Origin of the sequence: Desulfonatronospira thiodismutans ASO3-1 (assembly GCF_000174435.1) — a bacterium.
In the GTDB taxonomy this organism is placed as follows: Bacteria; Desulfobacterota; Desulfovibrionia; order Desulfovibrionales; family Desulfonatronovibrionaceae; genus Desulfonatronospira; species Desulfonatronospira thiodismutans.
The window spans coordinates 17,811-32,710 of sequence record NZ_ACJN02000001.1 but is presented as its reverse complement, the minus strand read 5'-3'; the positions used below and the strand labels follow the sequence as shown (position 1 = coordinate 32,710).

12 protein-coding genes and 1 tRNA gene are annotated in these 14,900 nt (G+C 52.6%); 7 read left to right on the top strand and 6 right to left on the bottom strand.

What is annotated here, in order from left to right; genetic code table 11:
• Window positions 1-203 precede the first annotated feature (203 nt).
• Window positions 204-2,765: a c-type heme family protein gene (locus DTHIO_RS19330; protein WP_008868355.1), complete on the top strand. Its 2,562-nt coding sequence runs from the start codon at window positions 204-206 to the stop codon at window positions 2,763-2,765.
• 277 nt (window positions 2,766-3,042) lie between these two features.
• On the top strand, window positions 3,043-4,455 hold the full coding sequence (locus DTHIO_RS00180; RefSeq protein ID WP_008868354.1) for a sigma-54-dependent transcriptional regulator: 1,413 nt from the start codon (window positions 3,043-3,045) through the stop codon (window positions 4,453-4,455).
• Between the two features lie 199 nt (window positions 4,456-4,654).
• On the opposite strand, the gene DTHIO_RS00175 is transcribed toward DTHIO_RS00180, so the two are convergent.
• From DTHIO_RS00175 to DTHIO_RS00155, 5 genes are all read right to left on the bottom strand, one after another.
• Window positions 4,655-5,062: a type II toxin-antitoxin system VapC family toxin gene (locus DTHIO_RS00175; protein ID WP_008868353.1), complete on the bottom strand. Its 408-nt coding sequence runs from the start codon at window positions 5,060-5,062 to the stop codon at window positions 4,655-4,657.
• A complete protein-coding gene (locus tag DTHIO_RS00170) occupies window positions 5,059-5,304 on the bottom strand; it encodes a FitA-like ribbon-helix-helix domain-containing protein (RefSeq protein WP_008868352.1) in 246 nt (81 codons plus the stop codon). The genes DTHIO_RS00175 and DTHIO_RS00170 overlap by 4 nt, the downstream gene beginning before the upstream one ends.
• A gap of 215 nt (window positions 5,305-5,519) precedes the next feature.
• Window positions 5,520-5,595, bottom strand: a tRNA-His gene (locus DTHIO_RS00165).
• Window positions 5,596-6,312: 717 nt separating this feature from the next.
• Window positions 6,313-6,744 carry an ACT domain-containing protein gene (locus tag DTHIO_RS00160; RefSeq protein WP_008868351.1) on the bottom strand — a complete coding sequence of 144 codons (432 nt, stop codon included), beginning with the start codon at window positions 6,742-6,744 and terminating at the stop codon, window positions 6,313-6,315.
• Window positions 6,745-6,774: 30 nt separating this feature from the next.
• Window positions 6,775-8,076, bottom strand: coding sequence for a phenylacetate--CoA ligase family protein (locus DTHIO_RS00155; protein WP_008868350.1), 1,302 nt, complete (start codon window positions 8,074-8,076; stop codon window positions 6,775-6,777).
• A gap of 476 nt (window positions 8,077-8,552) precedes the next feature.
• Between DTHIO_RS00155 and murA the strand changes: the two genes are divergently transcribed.
• The 3 genes from murA to DTHIO_RS00140 are packed head-to-tail and all read left to right on the top strand — an operon-like array spanning window position 8,553 to window position 12,021.
• Window positions 8,553-9,806: a UDP-N-acetylglucosamine 1-carboxyvinyltransferase gene (gene murA / locus DTHIO_RS00150; protein WP_008868349.1), complete on the top strand. Its 1,254-nt coding sequence runs from the start codon at window positions 8,553-8,555 to the stop codon at window positions 9,804-9,806.
• A 6-nt stretch (window positions 9,807-9,812) separates the two neighbouring features.
• Entirely contained in the window at window positions 9,813-10,577 is a 765-nt protein-coding gene (locus DTHIO_RS00145; protein ID WP_008868348.1) for a sulfite exporter TauE/SafE family protein, read from the top strand.
• A 46-nt stretch (window positions 10,578-10,623) separates the two neighbouring features.
• Window positions 10,624-12,021: a cobyrinic acid a,c-diamide synthase CobB gene (locus DTHIO_RS00140; protein WP_008868347.1), complete on the top strand. Its 1,398-nt coding sequence runs from the start codon at window positions 10,624-10,626 to the stop codon at window positions 12,019-12,021.
• A gap of 894 nt (window positions 12,022-12,915) precedes the next feature.
• Here DTHIO_RS00140 and DTHIO_RS00135 read toward each other — a convergent pair.
• Complete coding sequence (locus DTHIO_RS00135; protein ID WP_008868346.1) at window positions 12,916-13,818, bottom strand: DMT family transporter; 903 nt, start codon at window positions 13,816-13,818, stop codon at window positions 12,916-12,918.
• Window positions 13,819-14,093: 275 nt separating this feature from the next.
• Between DTHIO_RS00135 and DTHIO_RS00130 the strand changes: the two genes are divergently transcribed.
• Entirely contained in the window at window positions 14,094-14,351 is a 258-nt protein-coding gene (locus tag DTHIO_RS00130) for a ribbon-helix-helix domain-containing protein (protein WP_008868345.1), read from the top strand.
• Window positions 14,348-14,758, top strand: coding sequence for a type II toxin-antitoxin system VapC family toxin (locus DTHIO_RS00125; RefSeq protein ID WP_008868344.1), 411 nt, complete (start codon window positions 14,348-14,350; stop codon window positions 14,756-14,758). Before DTHIO_RS00130 ends, DTHIO_RS00125 begins: the two co-directional genes overlap by 4 nt.
• Window positions 14,759-14,900 lie beyond the last annotated feature (142 nt).

Below are 14,900 nucleotides of genomic sequence, written 5' to 3'. Positions count from 1 at the left end.
TGCCGGAAGAAAGTGAGTGCTGGATGGCTAATGCAATCTGCGGCTTCCGGCTTGCCCTGTGAAATTCCGAAGGACAGCGCAGCTGATTTCACCGGGGCCGCTGATTGCTTATCCTGACAATCCTGTTAATCCTGTCTAAGTTTCTTGTTTTTTATGACAGGGTTTCAGGAGTAAGTCTAAAACGTTTATGATGAAGAATCAGAATGCAGAAAAACGGCAACAAAGACGATTTACGCAGGAAAAGCTCATGGTTTAAAAGTTCCATGGGGGTCCAGTCCAAATTTTTGCTGGGTACCGGCTTGATTCTGCTGGCTGTGTGCCTGGTGAGTGCTTTTGTCATTTATTTTTACGAAAAGCGCCAGATGGAGCAGGACGCTTTGGCCAAGTCAGAGCTGGTCATGGGTGCTGTGGATGCCAGCAGGGATTACGTCCGGGAAGTGTTAAGGCCTGCCATGTACGAGAAGTACGGTCAGGATCACTTTATGCTCGAAGCCATGTCAACTTCCTATGTAGGCAGATCGGTTATGGATAGATTTACCCCTACCCTGGAAGAATTCGATTACAGGCGTGTGTCCATCAATGCCAGAAATACCGATTATGAAGCCAGCGAGCTGGAAAGGGAGAAGATCGAGCATTTTGCTGAGCAGGGGAAAACAGGTGAATGGCAGGGGGTAGTGAGCGTCAACGGTAAGGATCAGTTCAAGAGATACCGGCCTGTGGTCTTTGAAAGCGAGTGTATGCGCTGTCATGGGTCGCCTGATGATGCTCCGGAGGTACTGGTGGAGATGTATGGCAGTGAAAGGGGATTCGGGCGCAGCGAGGGTGAGCTTGCCGGGTTGAGCGTGGTGAGTATTCCCGTGGAGGCGGCCATGGCCCAGGTCAGAGAAAAGGCCTTTTCCGTTTTTCTGGTGGTTTTTCTTGGAGTCTCCATCGTATTTATTGCCCTGAGCTTCTTTTTCAACCGCATGGTGGTGACCAACCTTCGCGGTCTTCTGGAGATATTCAGGGATGAAGCAGACAGTCATCCTGCGAACCTGGTGCATATACCCAGCCGGGGGATGGATGCCGGTGACGAGCTCAACGAGCTGACCGATGCCGCCTCCAGCATGGCGGAACACCTGCGCAGGACCCGGGAGCAGCTGAGACAGTACGCCCAGAATCTGGAGGTCAAGGTTCAGGAGAGAACCAGGGCCCTCAGGGACTCTGAAGAACGTCTGCAGGTTCAGGTCAGGGCCAGGAACCAGGAGCTTCAGACTCTCAATGTCCTGGCTGAGCTTACAACACAGGCAGTCGGTCTTTCAGAAATACTGCCCCAGGTTCTGCACTGGACCCTGAAGACCTTTCCGGCCCGGGGAGCGGGAATTTATCTTTATGATGAAAACCAGCGCATGCTGGTTCTGCAGTACCATGAAAACTCTCCCGGTCTCAGTACAAAGGTCCCTCTTCAGGGCCAAGATCTTCCTGCAAGCATGTATCAGCCCCGGAATCTGGAAGAATCCATTGTCCAGGCCGCCTGCGGGCAAGCCAGCTATTTCGACTGCAGACAGAACTCCGGTTGTCTGAACATTCCACTTTGCTGCCGGGGGCGGGTGCTCGGGGTCATGACATTTTCCGGGGTTAATGAAAATGAACTCACCAGCGAGATGCACAGCCTTCTGGCTTCCATAGGACGGCAGATAGGTATCGCCGTGGAAAGCCTGCAGAACATGGAGAAACTCCTGCAGAGCAAGGAGCTTCTGCAATCGGTTTTTGACGGCATTACCGACCAGGTGATTCTTATGGACAGGGATTTTCGAATCAAGATGGTCAACAGGGCCTATGCCAGGATGTATAATGTGGATATGGATGAAGTCATCGGCAGGCGGTGCTATGAAATCCACGGCAGCGGTGAAAGGCCGTGCCATGATTGCGGCCTGAACGAGGTGCTGAAGACCAGAACACCCGTGGTTCTTGAGACCCGCTGTCCCGCCCCTGAAGGTATTTTTCAGGTGCATTGCTATCCTGTACTGGATGAATCAGGAGATGTGGAAAGGGTGATCCGCTATGTCAAGGAAATAACAGATCAAAAACAGATGGAGCAGAAGATCCAGCAGACTGAAAAGCTGGTGGCCATGGGACAACTGGCAGCCGGTGTGGCCCATGAGATCAATAACCCCCTTGGAGTGATTCTTTGTTACGTAGAGCTATTAAAGCGGCAGTTTTCCGAAGTGCCTCAGGGACAGGAGGATCTGGTCACCATTGAAAAACAGGCCCGCAACTGCAAGCGCATCGTAAGCGACCTTCTGGAATTCGCCCGCAGCGGAGAAACCAGTAAGCATACTGCCTCGTTGAACCAGACCCTGGAAGAAGTCCTGGGTATGGTGGGTGAGCAGTTCAAAAAACAGGGGGTACAGATAGAGACAGACCTGGATCCTGATCTGCCCCAAATGGAAATGGACACCAACAAAATCAAGCAGGTATTCATGAACCTGCTGATGAACGCCCGCCAGGCCATGGATGGCCGGGATGGCAAAATGCACATAAGCACCAGATACATGGCCCAGGACAGTCTGGCCAGGGTGATATTCTGGGACAATGGTGAAGGAATTCCGGAATACATGCAGGACAAGATATTCGATCCATTTTTCAGTACCAAACGCACAGGCGAGGGGACAGGTCTGGGACTTTCCGTGAGCTATGGAATTATCCGGGAGCATGGAGGTGAAATCATTGTCGAGAGCAGGCCTGGTGAGTGGACCAGGTTTGTTATTGAATTGCCTGTTTGAGCATGGGGCATGGGGCATGGATTTAAGAATTTAGGGATTGGGGGATTCAGGCATTGAGGAATTCGGAATTGAAGAATTGGGGGATTGGGGGAAGTGTGGGGCATAGGGTCCCAGTGAAACCCCTGTCTACGACAGGGAGCTTTTTGGGCTGTTTCACGGGGCAGGCATGGGGAAGAAGTATGTAAGTATGTGAGTATGGGCGTATGGGAGTTGGGTATGGGGAAGAAGAGGGGGAGGTAGTTTTGAAGAGTCGGGGAATGTATAAGGCGGGGAAAATATGAGCAAGCAGCGCTTGATGATAATAGATGATGAAAAGGATATGCTGCAGGGGTTGTCACGGATTCTGCCCCAGGAGCTTGAAAATATCCAGGTGGAGACTTTTTCCAGTGCCTTGAGCGGGCTGGAATCCATCAAGAGGCAGCCTGTGGACGTGCTGCTGCTGGATATCCGCATGCCGGAAATGGACGGCATGGAAGTTTTGACAGCGGTCAAGGAGATTGATCCCTGGATCACCGTGGTGATGATAACAGCTTATGGAAGTATAGAAACTGCAGTGGAGGCCATTAAAAAGGGAGCCTATGACTTCATCACCAAACCCTTTGAGATTCCGGATCTGGTTCGGGTCCTGAACAAGGCCCTGGAGAGGAGCCTGCTCATCCGGGAAAACATGAACCTGCGCAAAAAGGTCTCTGAAAAAGAACCTTTTGCAGACTTTGTGGGCCAGTCACCGCCTATGCGCCGGCTTTACGACGGAATACAGGCCCTGGCCGGTACTGATTATACAGTATTGATCAGAGGCGAATCGGGAACCGGCAAGGAACTGGTGGCCAGGGCCCTGCATGAATTAAGTCCCCGCAGCAGCCGCAGGATGGTCACTGTCAACTGTCCGGCCATCCCGGAGCACCTGCTGGAAAGCGAGCTTTTCGGGCATAAAAAGGGGGCGTTTACCGGGGCGGAGCAGAACCACACCGGCATGTTCCTGGAGGCGGACAAGTCCACGCTGCTGCTGGACGAAATAGGGGATCTGCCGGTATCCATACAGACCAAGCTTTTGCGGGTATTGCAGGAAAGAGAAGTCCGGCCCCTGGGTTCGGATAAATCCCGCAAGGTTGATGTGCGCATTCTGTCCTGCACCAACCAGGATCTGGAAGCCAGGATTCAGGACCGCAGCTTTCGTGAAGACCTGTATTACCGCCTGAATGTCGTCACCCTGCGCACTCCCTCCCTTTCCGAGATCACAGAGGACATTCCCCTCCTGGCGGATCATTTCCTGCGCAGTGTCTGCAATGAGCTGGGCCTGCCCCTGAAACGTTTCAGCGTGGCCGCGATCCAGTCCATGATGCACAAATCCTGGCCGGGCAATGTGCGCGAGCTGCAGAATTTTGTCCGCAGGGTGGCCCTTTTTTCGCCTGAGGAAGAAATAGGAGCCGCGGATATCCGCGTTGCCCAGGACAGTCTGTATGGCTCGGCCGAGAGCCGGCAGGACCAAGACAGCAACGGCAAGGCGGTCAAGCCTTACCAGCAGGCCAAGGAGGAGCTCCTGGAGAATTTTACCAGGGAATATATAACCAGGCTGCTGGGTCAGACCGAGGGCAACGTGACCCGGGCCTCTGATATAGCCGGCATAAGCCGTACAGCCCTGCAGAAAATTATGCGCAGATACGAAATCCGCTCCGAGGATTACAGGTAGTCATTATGCGGAAATGCTTTATTTACGCATACCGCCCTTTATTCCAGCTAAACTTTGGTCTTGCTCGCAGTGTTCAGTCTCCGGCTTTTTTTTCTGTAAGACCAGAATCTATTTACTAAAAGTCAGTGCGGGTTATGCCTGTTTCCTTGGCCGGAATTGAAAGCTTTGAAAGGTGTCGTTGTAGTGAGAGCATTGGAGATTAGGGAGGTGGGGGACGGACAAAAAGGCGATAAACAAGGCCGCTGACTTTATCAAAATGATTATCCATGGTTACAAGCTCCGCCCCTGTTTCCATTGTCTGTGCGGCAATCCATATGTCGTTTGAGGGAATGGGAGTTCCCTGATTTTTTAGTTGCAAGGCGATTCTTGAATATCTATCAGAGGTAATATCGGTAATTGTAGTGGTTTCAACTGCCGGATGTGATAAAAACAGATTCAGGTCTTTCATGTTATCAGAAAATCTTGAGCCATTCCTGAATCCGAATATGAGTTCGCCTAGTACGATGGGAGATATAAATATAACATCAGCCCGGACAATATATTCAACCAGTTCGGAATAACCCAGTTTAAAGCCTGCATAGGCATTGGTGTCCAGAATTAGCTTCATTTCCACATTTCTTCATCTATCTGTTCACAAAATTTTACGGCTGATTCGAATTCAGCGGCATCTTCCTGGGTCCATCTGCCAGAGAGCTGTTTAAGGGAGGATGTGGGAGGTTTCACTGGTCTGATTTGTTCATAAATGATTTCTTTGATAGTTTGATTGATGGATTTCTGGTTTTGATCTGCCCTTCGCCGTATTTCCTGTTCAACTTCAGGGTCGATGCCCCGGATGGTGATTTGCTGCATGACTCATCTCCTGATGTTTTATGACTCATAAATATGACTCAGTGTGTTGTTTGTCAAGGAGATCCTCGGTTTTTAGGAGGCAAGGTGCTGCAGGTTGAGGCGCGTTCAGCAAAAGATTGAGCCGCACCCTGTTATTAAAAAAGGTCTGTATTTCTTTGGTATTGCTTGAGTTATGGAAACGGATGGAGGTGGGAAAAAGAAAATTTGGGGAGTATTGGGGTGAGTGATGGGACTTGAACCCACGACCCCCAGGGCCACAACCTGGTGCTCTGCCGACTGAGCTACACTCACCACAATCATGCGTAAGTTTTAATATATAACCCCACAAGCGGGTTTGGTCAAGGGAAAAATTCCGGTTGCCTGTGTTAACAGCAGGCCAGAAAGTGTAAGTACTAAAGCGGGCTATGCCCACAACCCATTTTTTCTCACGCAAAGGCGCCCAGTTAAATCCTCTTCGAGGTGCTTACGCATTTAACCGGGCAAGCGAAGATCGCAAAGGAAGAGATTTATCTTTGCACTGAGCATGGCAACGTTCAACCGTAACCATTCAAGGGGTGCCAGCAATCGCCACCGGGAATAGGCCTGAGGCGTACTCCCCAGCCGTGAGCGGCAGAGCCGCCCGTGTGCAACGAAGTTGCCCGTGCCAAAAAAATCTTCTCTGGCACGGGAAGCCTTCAGGCTTCACACCCGGGTATAATACGCTTTCGCTGTCCTTCGGAATTATACCGGGCAGGCAGGTGCTCCGCACACACGGTTTTGAAGAATAAAAAATCCCCAGCAAGACATTACCCGCCTGTGGCAGACAGGCAAATTGCATATCCCCCCCTGAAGAGTTACGTTCCACCGGGCCTGCTCCTCAGTACAGGATTACGGACTCGGTGTAGCTCCCCTCCTTAGCCAAGGAGGGGCCGGGGGTGGTTGTATGAACTCCCTTCCTTTGAATTCCTAAATCCCTGAATCCCTGAATCCCTCAATCCCTCAATCCCCCAATCCCTAACTCCCTAAAGTTTAAATATTATACAGCTCATCCCCGGGGATGATGCGTACCCCGTTTTTCTGCAGGGTCTCTACAGCCTCCTCCGTTCTGTCGAAGCGGAAGATCAAAACGGCATTCTGGCCGCTTTGCTGCACAAAGGCGTACATGTATTCCACGTTAATGCCGTTTTCGCTGAGCATGGTCAGGATGGCGTGCAGCCCGCCGGGTCGGTCTTCCACCTCGGCTGCCACTACGTTGGTGCGGCCCACGGTGAAGCCGTTTTCCTTGAGGGCCTGCTTGGCTTTCTCGTGGTCGGTGACAATGAGGCGCAGGATGCCGAAGTCCGTAGTGTCGGCCAGGGACAGGGCCCGGATATTTATCCCGGCCTCGGCCAGGGTCCTGGTGACATCAGCCAGCCTGCCGGCCCTGTTTTCCAGAAATATGGAAATCTGTTCAACTATCATTTTTTCCTCCCCGGGTGTTACCTGTTATGCTTATTTTTTGCGGCGGTCTATGATTCTCTGGGCCTTGCCCTCGGAACGGGCTATGCCCTGGGGTTCAACCATGGTCGTCTTGGCTGTTACTCCCAGAAATTCCTTGATATGCCCGGATATTTTCTTTTCCAGGCGCTGCAGGTGCCTGATTTCATCGGAAAACATGCTTTCGTGCACTTCCACCCGGACTTCCAGGGTGTCCATGCCGCCCTCGCGGTCGATGATGAGCTGGTAGTGCGGGGACAGTCCCTCGGTTTCCAGGAGGATGCTCTCGATCTGGGAGGGAAAGACATTTACTCCCCGGATAATGAGCATGTCGTCACTGCGGCCGGTTATGCGCTCTATGCGGTAATGGGTACGTCCGCAGCGGCAGGGGACAGGGTTTAACCTGGTGATGTCCCGGGTGCGGTAGCGTAGAAGGGGCTGGGCCTCCTTGGTCAGGGTGGTGATGACCAGTTCGCCTTTTTCTCCCACAGGCAGAGGTTCGCCGCTGTCAGGGTCGATAATTTCCGGCAGGAAATGGTCCTCCCAGAGATGCAGGCCGTCCTGGGCGGCGATGCATTCCATGCCCACGCCCGGACCCATGATTTCCGAGAGACCGTAGATATCCAGGGCCTTGATCTCCAGCTTGTTCTGAATATCCTGGCGCATTTCCTCGGTCCAGGGTTCAGCTCCGAATATGCCCACCCTCAGCTTGAGGTCGCTTATGCTTATGCCGGAAGCCAGTGCGGTTTCATACAGGTGCAGGCTGTAGGAAGGAGTACAGCAAAGCACAGTGGATCCGAAGTCGCGCATGAGCATGACCTGGCGCTTGGTTGCTCCTCCGGAAACAGGCAGGATTGTAGCCCCCAGGGCTTCCGCACCGTAATGGGCTCCCAGGCCTCCGGTAAACAGGCCGTATCCGTAGGAGTTGTGAATGATATCCGTCCTGGTGGCCCCGGCAGCCTCGAAGGATCTGGCCATGAGCCCGGCCCAGGTCTCCACGTCGCGCTGAGTATATCCGACTACAGTGGCCTTGCCGGTGGTGCCGGAAGAGGCGTGCACCCGGACCACGCTTTCCCGGGGCACGGCAAACATGCCGAAGGGGTAGTTGTTGCGCAGGTCCTGCTTTTCGGTAAAGGGCATCTGGCGCAGGTCAAAAAGAGACTTGAGATTTTCCGGCTTTAGCCCCAGTTCTTTGAACTTCTGTTTGTAGAAGGGTACATTATGATATATTTTTTGAACCAGGTATTTCAACCTTTTCAGCTGCAGGGTTTCCAGTTCATCCCTGGGCAGAGTCTCTTTTTGGACATCAAACACCATCTCTTTTCTCCTTTTTATGGGCAATACTACCTTTAAGGGGTTGTTACAAACTAACTGTTTTATTTAGAGAAAGCCAAATTATGACCAAAGACAAAGAACTTTATCCACGAATCTACACGAATCTACACAAATCAACCTGACCTGCCTAATCGGCAGGCCAGGAAGTTTATCCTTACTGGACCGGTGGATGTTTTACTTCTCGCGATAGCAGGATCACCTTTCCAAGGCTGCGATAAGCAGCCGGGAAATGATTGGGGAAGATTCGTGTGGATTCGTGGAAAAACGCCTTCCCAAATAATTGCAGATTTAACACAGTTGTTTTGCAACAGACCCTAACCACCCATAGATACTTGCCCTAATCAAGTCTTATCAGTCAAGAAAAAATCGGTTCCGGTTCAGGCTTTACTTGTCCGCCACCTGAAACTATACCTGCTTATCTCAAACGGTTAAATTCAGACCAGGAATAAAGGAAAAATATGTACAAGCTTGTAATTGAAGGCGGCAGCAGGCTGGAGGGGGAAATACGCATAAGCGGCTCCAAGAACGCCTCGCTGCCCATTCTCATGGCCTCCATTATGGCCGACAGTGACGTGATTCTGGAAAACGTGCCCGGTTTAAAGGATATTCATACCTCCTTGAAGCTGTTGACGCTTCTTGGCTGCAAATCCGGATACAGTGAAGGCAGCGCCAGGATCCAGGCCGGGGAACTGGTTCCAGAGGCCCCGTATGACCTTGTCAGGACCATGCGGGCGTCGGTTCTGTGCCTGGGCCCCCTGCTGGCCAGGCTGGGCCGGGCCAAAGTGGCCCTGCCCGGGGGGTGCGCCATAGGATCGCGGCCGGTGGATCAGCATCTGCGGGGGCTGGAACAGATGGGGGCCGGATTTGAACTGGACTCCGGATATATCGTGGGCAAATGCAAAAGGTTAAGCGGTGCGCATATCATATTCGACCTGCCAACAGTTGGGGGCACGGAAAACCTGCTCATGGCAGCTGCCCTGGCCAAGGGGGAAACTGTCCTGGAAAACGCTGCCAGGGAGCCGGAAATAACGGATCTGGCCGAATTTTTAAATGCCTGCGGGGCCAGGATCAGCGGTCACGGCACCAGTGTTATCCGTGTTCAGGGTGTGGATTCCCTAGAGGGCTGCACATACAGGGTCATGTCCGATCGCATCGAGGCCGGGACCTACATGGTGGCTGCGGCCATAACCCATGGAGAGGTCCTGCTTACAAACTGCCCGGACAAGGAACTGGATGCGGTGGTGGCCAAGCTGCAGGAGATGGGAGTGGTCATCTCGCCTGAACCTGAAGGCTTCCGGGTATCTTCCAATGGAGATCTGCAGGGGGTGGATGTGGTTACTCTGCCGTACCCCGGGTTCCCCACGGATATGCAGGCTCAGATCATGGCCCTTATGTGTGTCGCCGCAGGCACCGGGACCATCAAGGAGACCATTTTTGAAAACCGCTTTCTGCATGCCCTGGAGCTCAACCGCATGGGAGCCAGGATCAAGCTTTCCGGCCAGAGCGCTGTGGTCAGGGGCGGGGCGGACCTGGTGGGGGCCCCGGTCATGGCCTCGGACCTGCGGGCCAGCGCCAGCCTGGTCCTGGCGGGGCTTAGAGCCAGGGGCAAAACAGAGGTGCAAAGGATCTATCACCTGGACCGGGGCTACGAAGTCATGGAAAAGAAGCTGGAAGCAGTGGGTGCAAAAATCAGCAGGCAAAAAGAGAATTAGCTGCTTATGGAATATGCCCTCTGGCTTTATCCCCTGATCTTTGTATCCTCCTTTGTCCTGTCCATGGCCGGCCTGGGCGGGGGGCTCATTTTCGCTCCGCTTTTCCTGCTTGTGGGCTTTGCCCAGTCATCGGCCGTGGCCTCCTCGCTTCTCTTAAACGCCCTGGCCGCCACCACGGCCTCTTACGTGTATATCCGCAAGAGGATGGTGGATTTCTCCCTGTCCATACCGCTGGTAATCAGTTCCGGACTGGCTGCTCCCATAGGGGCCATGTGTACCAGGTGGGTTGATGAGGGTGTTTTTCTTTGCGTCATGTCGGTGGTGCTGTTTCTGGCCGCAGTGCGCATGATGTTTGTAGGCGGCGTGGCCGGGCAGGGCACACGCGCCCATGTCTGGTCCCTGGCCAGGGTCCTGCAGGCTTCTTTTCTGGGGCTGGTCATCGGGTTCATGGCCGGGATGCTTGGCATTGGAGGGGGTGTATTCGTGGTGCCTCTGCTTATTTATATGCTGCAGGTAAATCCCAGGACAGCTGCGGCCACCACGGCCTTTATAGTCTGCTTTTCATCTTATGCCGGTTTTGCAACCCATGTGGCAGTGACTCCTCTGGACTGGAAGTTTCTGGTCCTGGCCGGGATTTTCTCCTCAGCCGGGGGGCTGGCCGGGTCCAGGCTCATGAGTTCAAGGCTCAGCGGTGCATTTGTCAGAAAACTTTTTGCCCTGGTCCTGTTTTTTCTAAGCCTGCATCTTATGTATCAGGGAGTTTTTACTTGAGCCCGCGAAAAACAGGCAACGGGATTCTTCAAACAAGGTGGTTTAGTTGAAACATACAAAAGGCCTGGTAGTGGCGGCTCCGTCCAGCGGCAGCGGCAAGACCACCGTGGCCCTGGCCCTTATGGCCGCCTTTGCCAGGAAAGGCCTGATTACCGCCCCGTTCAAGGTGGGGCCTGATTTCATAGATCCGGGATATCATGTAAGGATCACCGGGCGCGTCAGCCGCAACCTGGACGGGTGGATGCTGCATGAAAAATGCAACAGGGAGATTTTTGCCCGGGGAGCAGATGGAGCTGACGTGTGCGTGGTGGAAGGGGTCATGGGGCTTTATGACGGGTACGACGGGGCCTCAGAGGCCGGCTCCACGGCACAGATTGCCAGGTGGCTGGGTCTGCCGGTTCTTCTGGTGGTGGACGCCCGGAGTATGGCCAGAAGTTTTGCAGCCTTAGTCAAGGGATTTCTGGAGTTTGACCCGGAATGTTCTTTTTGCGGAGTGGTGGCCAACAATGTGGGCAGTCGGAGGCACCTGGAATACCTGCAACAGGCAGTCAGGGATCTGCCCGGATGCAGGCTTCTGGGGGGCATACCCCGCAATGCCGGGGTGCAGATTCCATCCAGGCACCTGGGCCTTTATACTGCAGAAGACCATGTATTGACCCGGGAGATGATCTCTGATCTGGCGGATCTGGCGGATAAGCACCTGGACCTGGACTCTTTGCTGCATGAGCTTACCTTTGTACAGCCTGAACCTGTCAGGGAGAGGAGCCGGCCTGATGCCCGTGTGCGCATCGGTGTGGCCAGGGACAGGGCCTTTTGTTTTTATTACCAGGACAACCTGGACCTGCTTGAACAAAACGGCCTGGAGCCGGTGTTTTTTTCGCCTCTGCAGGATGAGGCTTTGCCCCGGGACATACACGGCCTGTACCTGGGCGGGGGGTATCCGGAGCTGCATGCGGCGGAACTGGCCGGAAACCGCTTTCTGCTGGAGAGCATCCACAGGGCGGGCAGCCTGGGAATGCCCATATACGCGGAGTGCGGTGGATTTATGTACCTGTGTAAAAGCCTGGTGGATATTGAGGACAACGTGCACGGCATGGCCGGTATATTTCCCTTTACCTCCAGGATGCAGGCCAGGCGGGCCGGCCTTGGGTACAGGGACATAAGGCTGTTGGGCGATACTCCCCTTGGTTGCCGGGGAAGCGTGCTTAGAGGACACGAATTTCATTATTCCCGGATTGATGAACAGGGTCAGGCAGTTTCCGTGCAGCAGGTTTACGGGGCCACGGACAAAAGCGGGGAGCAGCGATCCTGCCCCGGCTGGCTTAGAAACAATACCCTGGGCAGCTACGTGCACCTGCATTTTTTAAGCAGCCCTGAAGCAGGCCGGGCATTGGCCCGGGCATGTCTGAGTTTCAGGGACAGCGGCCTGCATCTCAAGTTGTGATACAGGGAGTGCAAGAGCTTATTTTTTCGGTATTTTATTCAATTTGTTTTGAAACTATTCATCAGGGTCCGGGGACTTTGCAAACAGGACGTAAAAACTTCACCCTGTTAAACCCTGCGAAGCAGGACCGCTATGCGGTGTTTAACAGGGCGAGCTCCAAGGAAGCGTAAATCAAAACCTACACACAGATTTGATAGCCAGAATATTTTTTGTAACATGCTTTGAATCAATTTAGGTGTTTTACGGTTTTGATTAACGCTTCCTACGTCGTTCAAACAGTTTACGCCCAGTTTGCAAAGCCCCCGGACCTTTGATATCAGCCGTGCGCTTAATTTGACCAGCTTTTTCAGGTGGTGAATCCTTACGAGTCTTTTTTATAACCTATTAACACTAAGGCGGGCTTTGCCCGCAACCCAATAAATAAAAGAGTTTTTTGACAGGATTAACAGGATTAAGAGATTGATTAAGAGAAAAACATTTTTGTCCTGGCCGGAAGCCAGGCCAAAAGGTAATCACTCCAGCACTCACTTTTTTCCGGCACTCATGAAAAAGAAAGTGAGTGCTGGATGATTAATGCAATCTGCGGCTTCCGGCTTGCCCTGTGAAATTCCGAAGGACAGCGCAGCTGATTTCACCGGGGCCGCTGATTGCTTATCCTGTCAATCCTGTTAATCCTGTCTAAGTTTCTTGTTTTTTATGACAGGGTTTCAGGAGTAAGTCTAACACTACAGCGAAACTTATGATTTATCTCCGGGGACTGGCTCCCCGCACTTATTTTTTCCTATAAAACCAAGAGCATTTAATAAAAATAAGTGCGGGGTGCCTGTCCCCAATTTAGACAGGTTGAAAAGTTTTATAAGTTTCGCTGTAGTGCTAACTTTTAACATTTAAGCTTTATACTCTATGGGCAGGTTTTACTTCCGGGTCCCGGCGCAGGGCGGGGGCAAAGTACAGGGTGAGGGTGCCCAGGATGATCAGGCCTCCCAGCCAGGTCAAGCCCGGCGGGGATTCCCTTATTACCAGCCAGACCCAGAAAGGTCCCAGGACGGCTTCCAGCAGAAGAAAGAGGCTTACTTCCGGGGAGGGCAGGTTTCTTGTGGAAACCGCCAGGAGCACCGAGGCCAGGGGCATCTGGACTATGCCCATCAGGGCCAGGACCATGAAGCTCGAAAGTTCGAGGCTCAAGGGGGAGGCCCAGAAAAAGGCCAGGGCAGCTGTTGCGAATCCCCCCAGGGAGACCACGGCAGTCCTTTTGATTTTGGGTCGCCGGCGCAGAATGGTGTAGTTGCCCCCTACAGCCACTGCAGCTACAAGGGCAGAAAGATCTCCCATGAGATTGCCTGTGCCCAGAGATCCCTTGAAGACAATGGCCACTCCTGCCATCACAGCCAGGATGGCCAGCCAGGTTCTGGCCTGGATGTCTTCCTTGAGGATGAACCTGGTGAATATGGCCGCAAACATGGGTGCGGTGCTGAAAATAAGAACCGAGTTGGCAACGTGGGTGTTCAGAATGGAGATGACAAACCCGGTGCTGGTCACTCCGAAAAGTATACCCGAGGCCAGGGCTGCACTGCCCTGGGTCTTTATTTCCCAGAAGGGCAGTTTTCTGCAGTCGCAGTAAAAAACAAGGCTTAAGGTCAGCCCCATGAGCAGACCCCTCCAGAACAGGACCGTCCAGGGATCGGCCATGGCCAGCCTGATGAGCAGGGAGTCGAAGCTGAGGACAAATGCCCCGGTGAAAGCCAGAATTATTCCCCGGCTGTACCCGGTCTTGAGCAGGGATTTATGCTTGTTCATGGCCAGGGATTATTCCTCTCTGCAAGTATTGTTTCTGATTGGAGTTTTTCTGGTGGCTTGGCATCAAAGAAATGTAGCCCGGAGACAGCACTAAAGTCCAGAGGTATATTTTGGTTCGCCCGGTTTAAGCGTACTTCCTCGAAAAGAATGAATGTTTTTCACAGCCTGGGGCGGGGGATTTGCGTGATTCGTGGGCTGGTTTTGCTGGGGGTGAATTGACTTGAGCTTAGACAAAGACTACATTGCAATCAAAATGACTGCAAAGGGAGTTTGACATGCAAATGACAATCCGCATGCCCGACGAGTACAGGTCCAGGATTGAGGAAGTTTCAGAAAAGACCGGCCTTAAAAAATCAGATATTGCCCGGATGGCCATCAAAAAATTCCTGGAGGACTTTGATGTCCAGGCCCGAGGAGACAGAACTTCAGCTAAAGCCCAGGACCTGATAGGTGTTGTAAACAGCGGGATTCCTGACCTTGGCACTAATCATCGCCGGCACCTGCTAAACCTCATGCGGGATCAGAAGCAATGAAGGCCCTGCTGGATACCGGTCCATGGGTCGCACTGATAGACAGAAGTGAAGTTGCCCACGAAGCTTGTGTACAGTGGTTTGCTTCTTTTTCAGGGGAGCTTTTTTCAACCGAGGCCGTCCTTACCGAGGTTCTTTATCTCCTTAATTTTTCTCTCAAGGCTCAGCAGGCAGCGCTGGACTTTGTAATCCGAGGAATTGTGACCCTGGTTCCTTCAGATCTTTATTCACTGCATTTTGCCAGAACCCAGATGGAAAAATATGCAGACTTGCCTATGGATTTTGCCGACGCCACCCTGGTTTGCCTGGCAGAAGAGTCCGGAATTTTGAACATTGCATCACTGGATCATAAAGACTTTTCCATCTACAGAACCACAGGCAATCAAGTTTTCAGGATTTTGACGCAGTGAGACGGTGGAGTCAGAGGTTAAAGAACAGAGGGAAGAAAAGATTAGGCAGTAAGTAGAAATAATCTTCATAAAAGTATTGATTTCTCGATTTGTGCAGACGCCGATGGCATAGAGTGGAGTTTAAAACAATAAGGCAACAACA

What these genes read in the sequence shown, in the direction of transcription:
- DTHIO_RS19330 (WP_008868355.1), top strand. Translation starts at nt 204, where the DNA reads ATGCAGAAAAACGGCAACAAAGACGATTTACGCAGGAAAAGCTCATGG.
- DTHIO_RS00180 (WP_008868354.1), top strand. Translation starts at nt 3,043, where the DNA reads ATGAGCAAGCAGCGCTTGATGATAATAGATGATGAAAAGGATATGCTG.
- DTHIO_RS00175 (WP_008868353.1), bottom strand. Translation starts at nt 5,062, where the DNA reads ATGAAGCTAATTCTGGACACCAATGCCTATGCAGGCTTTAAACTGGGT.
- DTHIO_RS00170 (WP_008868352.1), bottom strand. Translation starts at nt 5,304, where the DNA reads ATGCAGCAAATCACCATCCGGGGCATCGACCCTGAAGTTGAACAGGAA.
- DTHIO_RS00160 (WP_008868351.1), bottom strand. Translation starts at nt 6,744, where the DNA reads ATGATAGTTGAACAGATTTCCATATTTCTGGAAAACAGGGCCGGCAGG.
- DTHIO_RS00155 (WP_008868350.1), bottom strand. Translation starts at nt 8,076, where the DNA reads ATGGTGTTTGATGTCCAAAAAGAGACTCTGCCCAGGGATGAACTGGAA.
- murA (WP_008868349.1), top strand. Translation starts at nt 8,553, where the DNA reads ATGTACAAGCTTGTAATTGAAGGCGGCAGCAGGCTGGAGGGGGAAATA.
- DTHIO_RS00145 (WP_008868348.1), top strand. Translation starts at nt 9,813, where the DNA reads ATGGAATATGCCCTCTGGCTTTATCCCCTGATCTTTGTATCCTCCTTT.
- DTHIO_RS00135 (WP_008868346.1), bottom strand. Translation starts at nt 13,818, where the DNA reads ATGAACAAGCATAAATCCCTGCTCAAGACCGGGTACAGCCGGGGAATA.
- DTHIO_RS00130 (WP_008868345.1), top strand. Translation starts at nt 14,094, where the DNA reads ATGCAAATGACAATCCGCATGCCCGACGAGTACAGGTCCAGGATTGAG.
- DTHIO_RS00125 (WP_008868344.1), top strand. Translation starts at nt 14,348, where the DNA reads ATGAAGGCCCTGCTGGATACCGGTCCATGGGTCGCACTGATAGACAGA.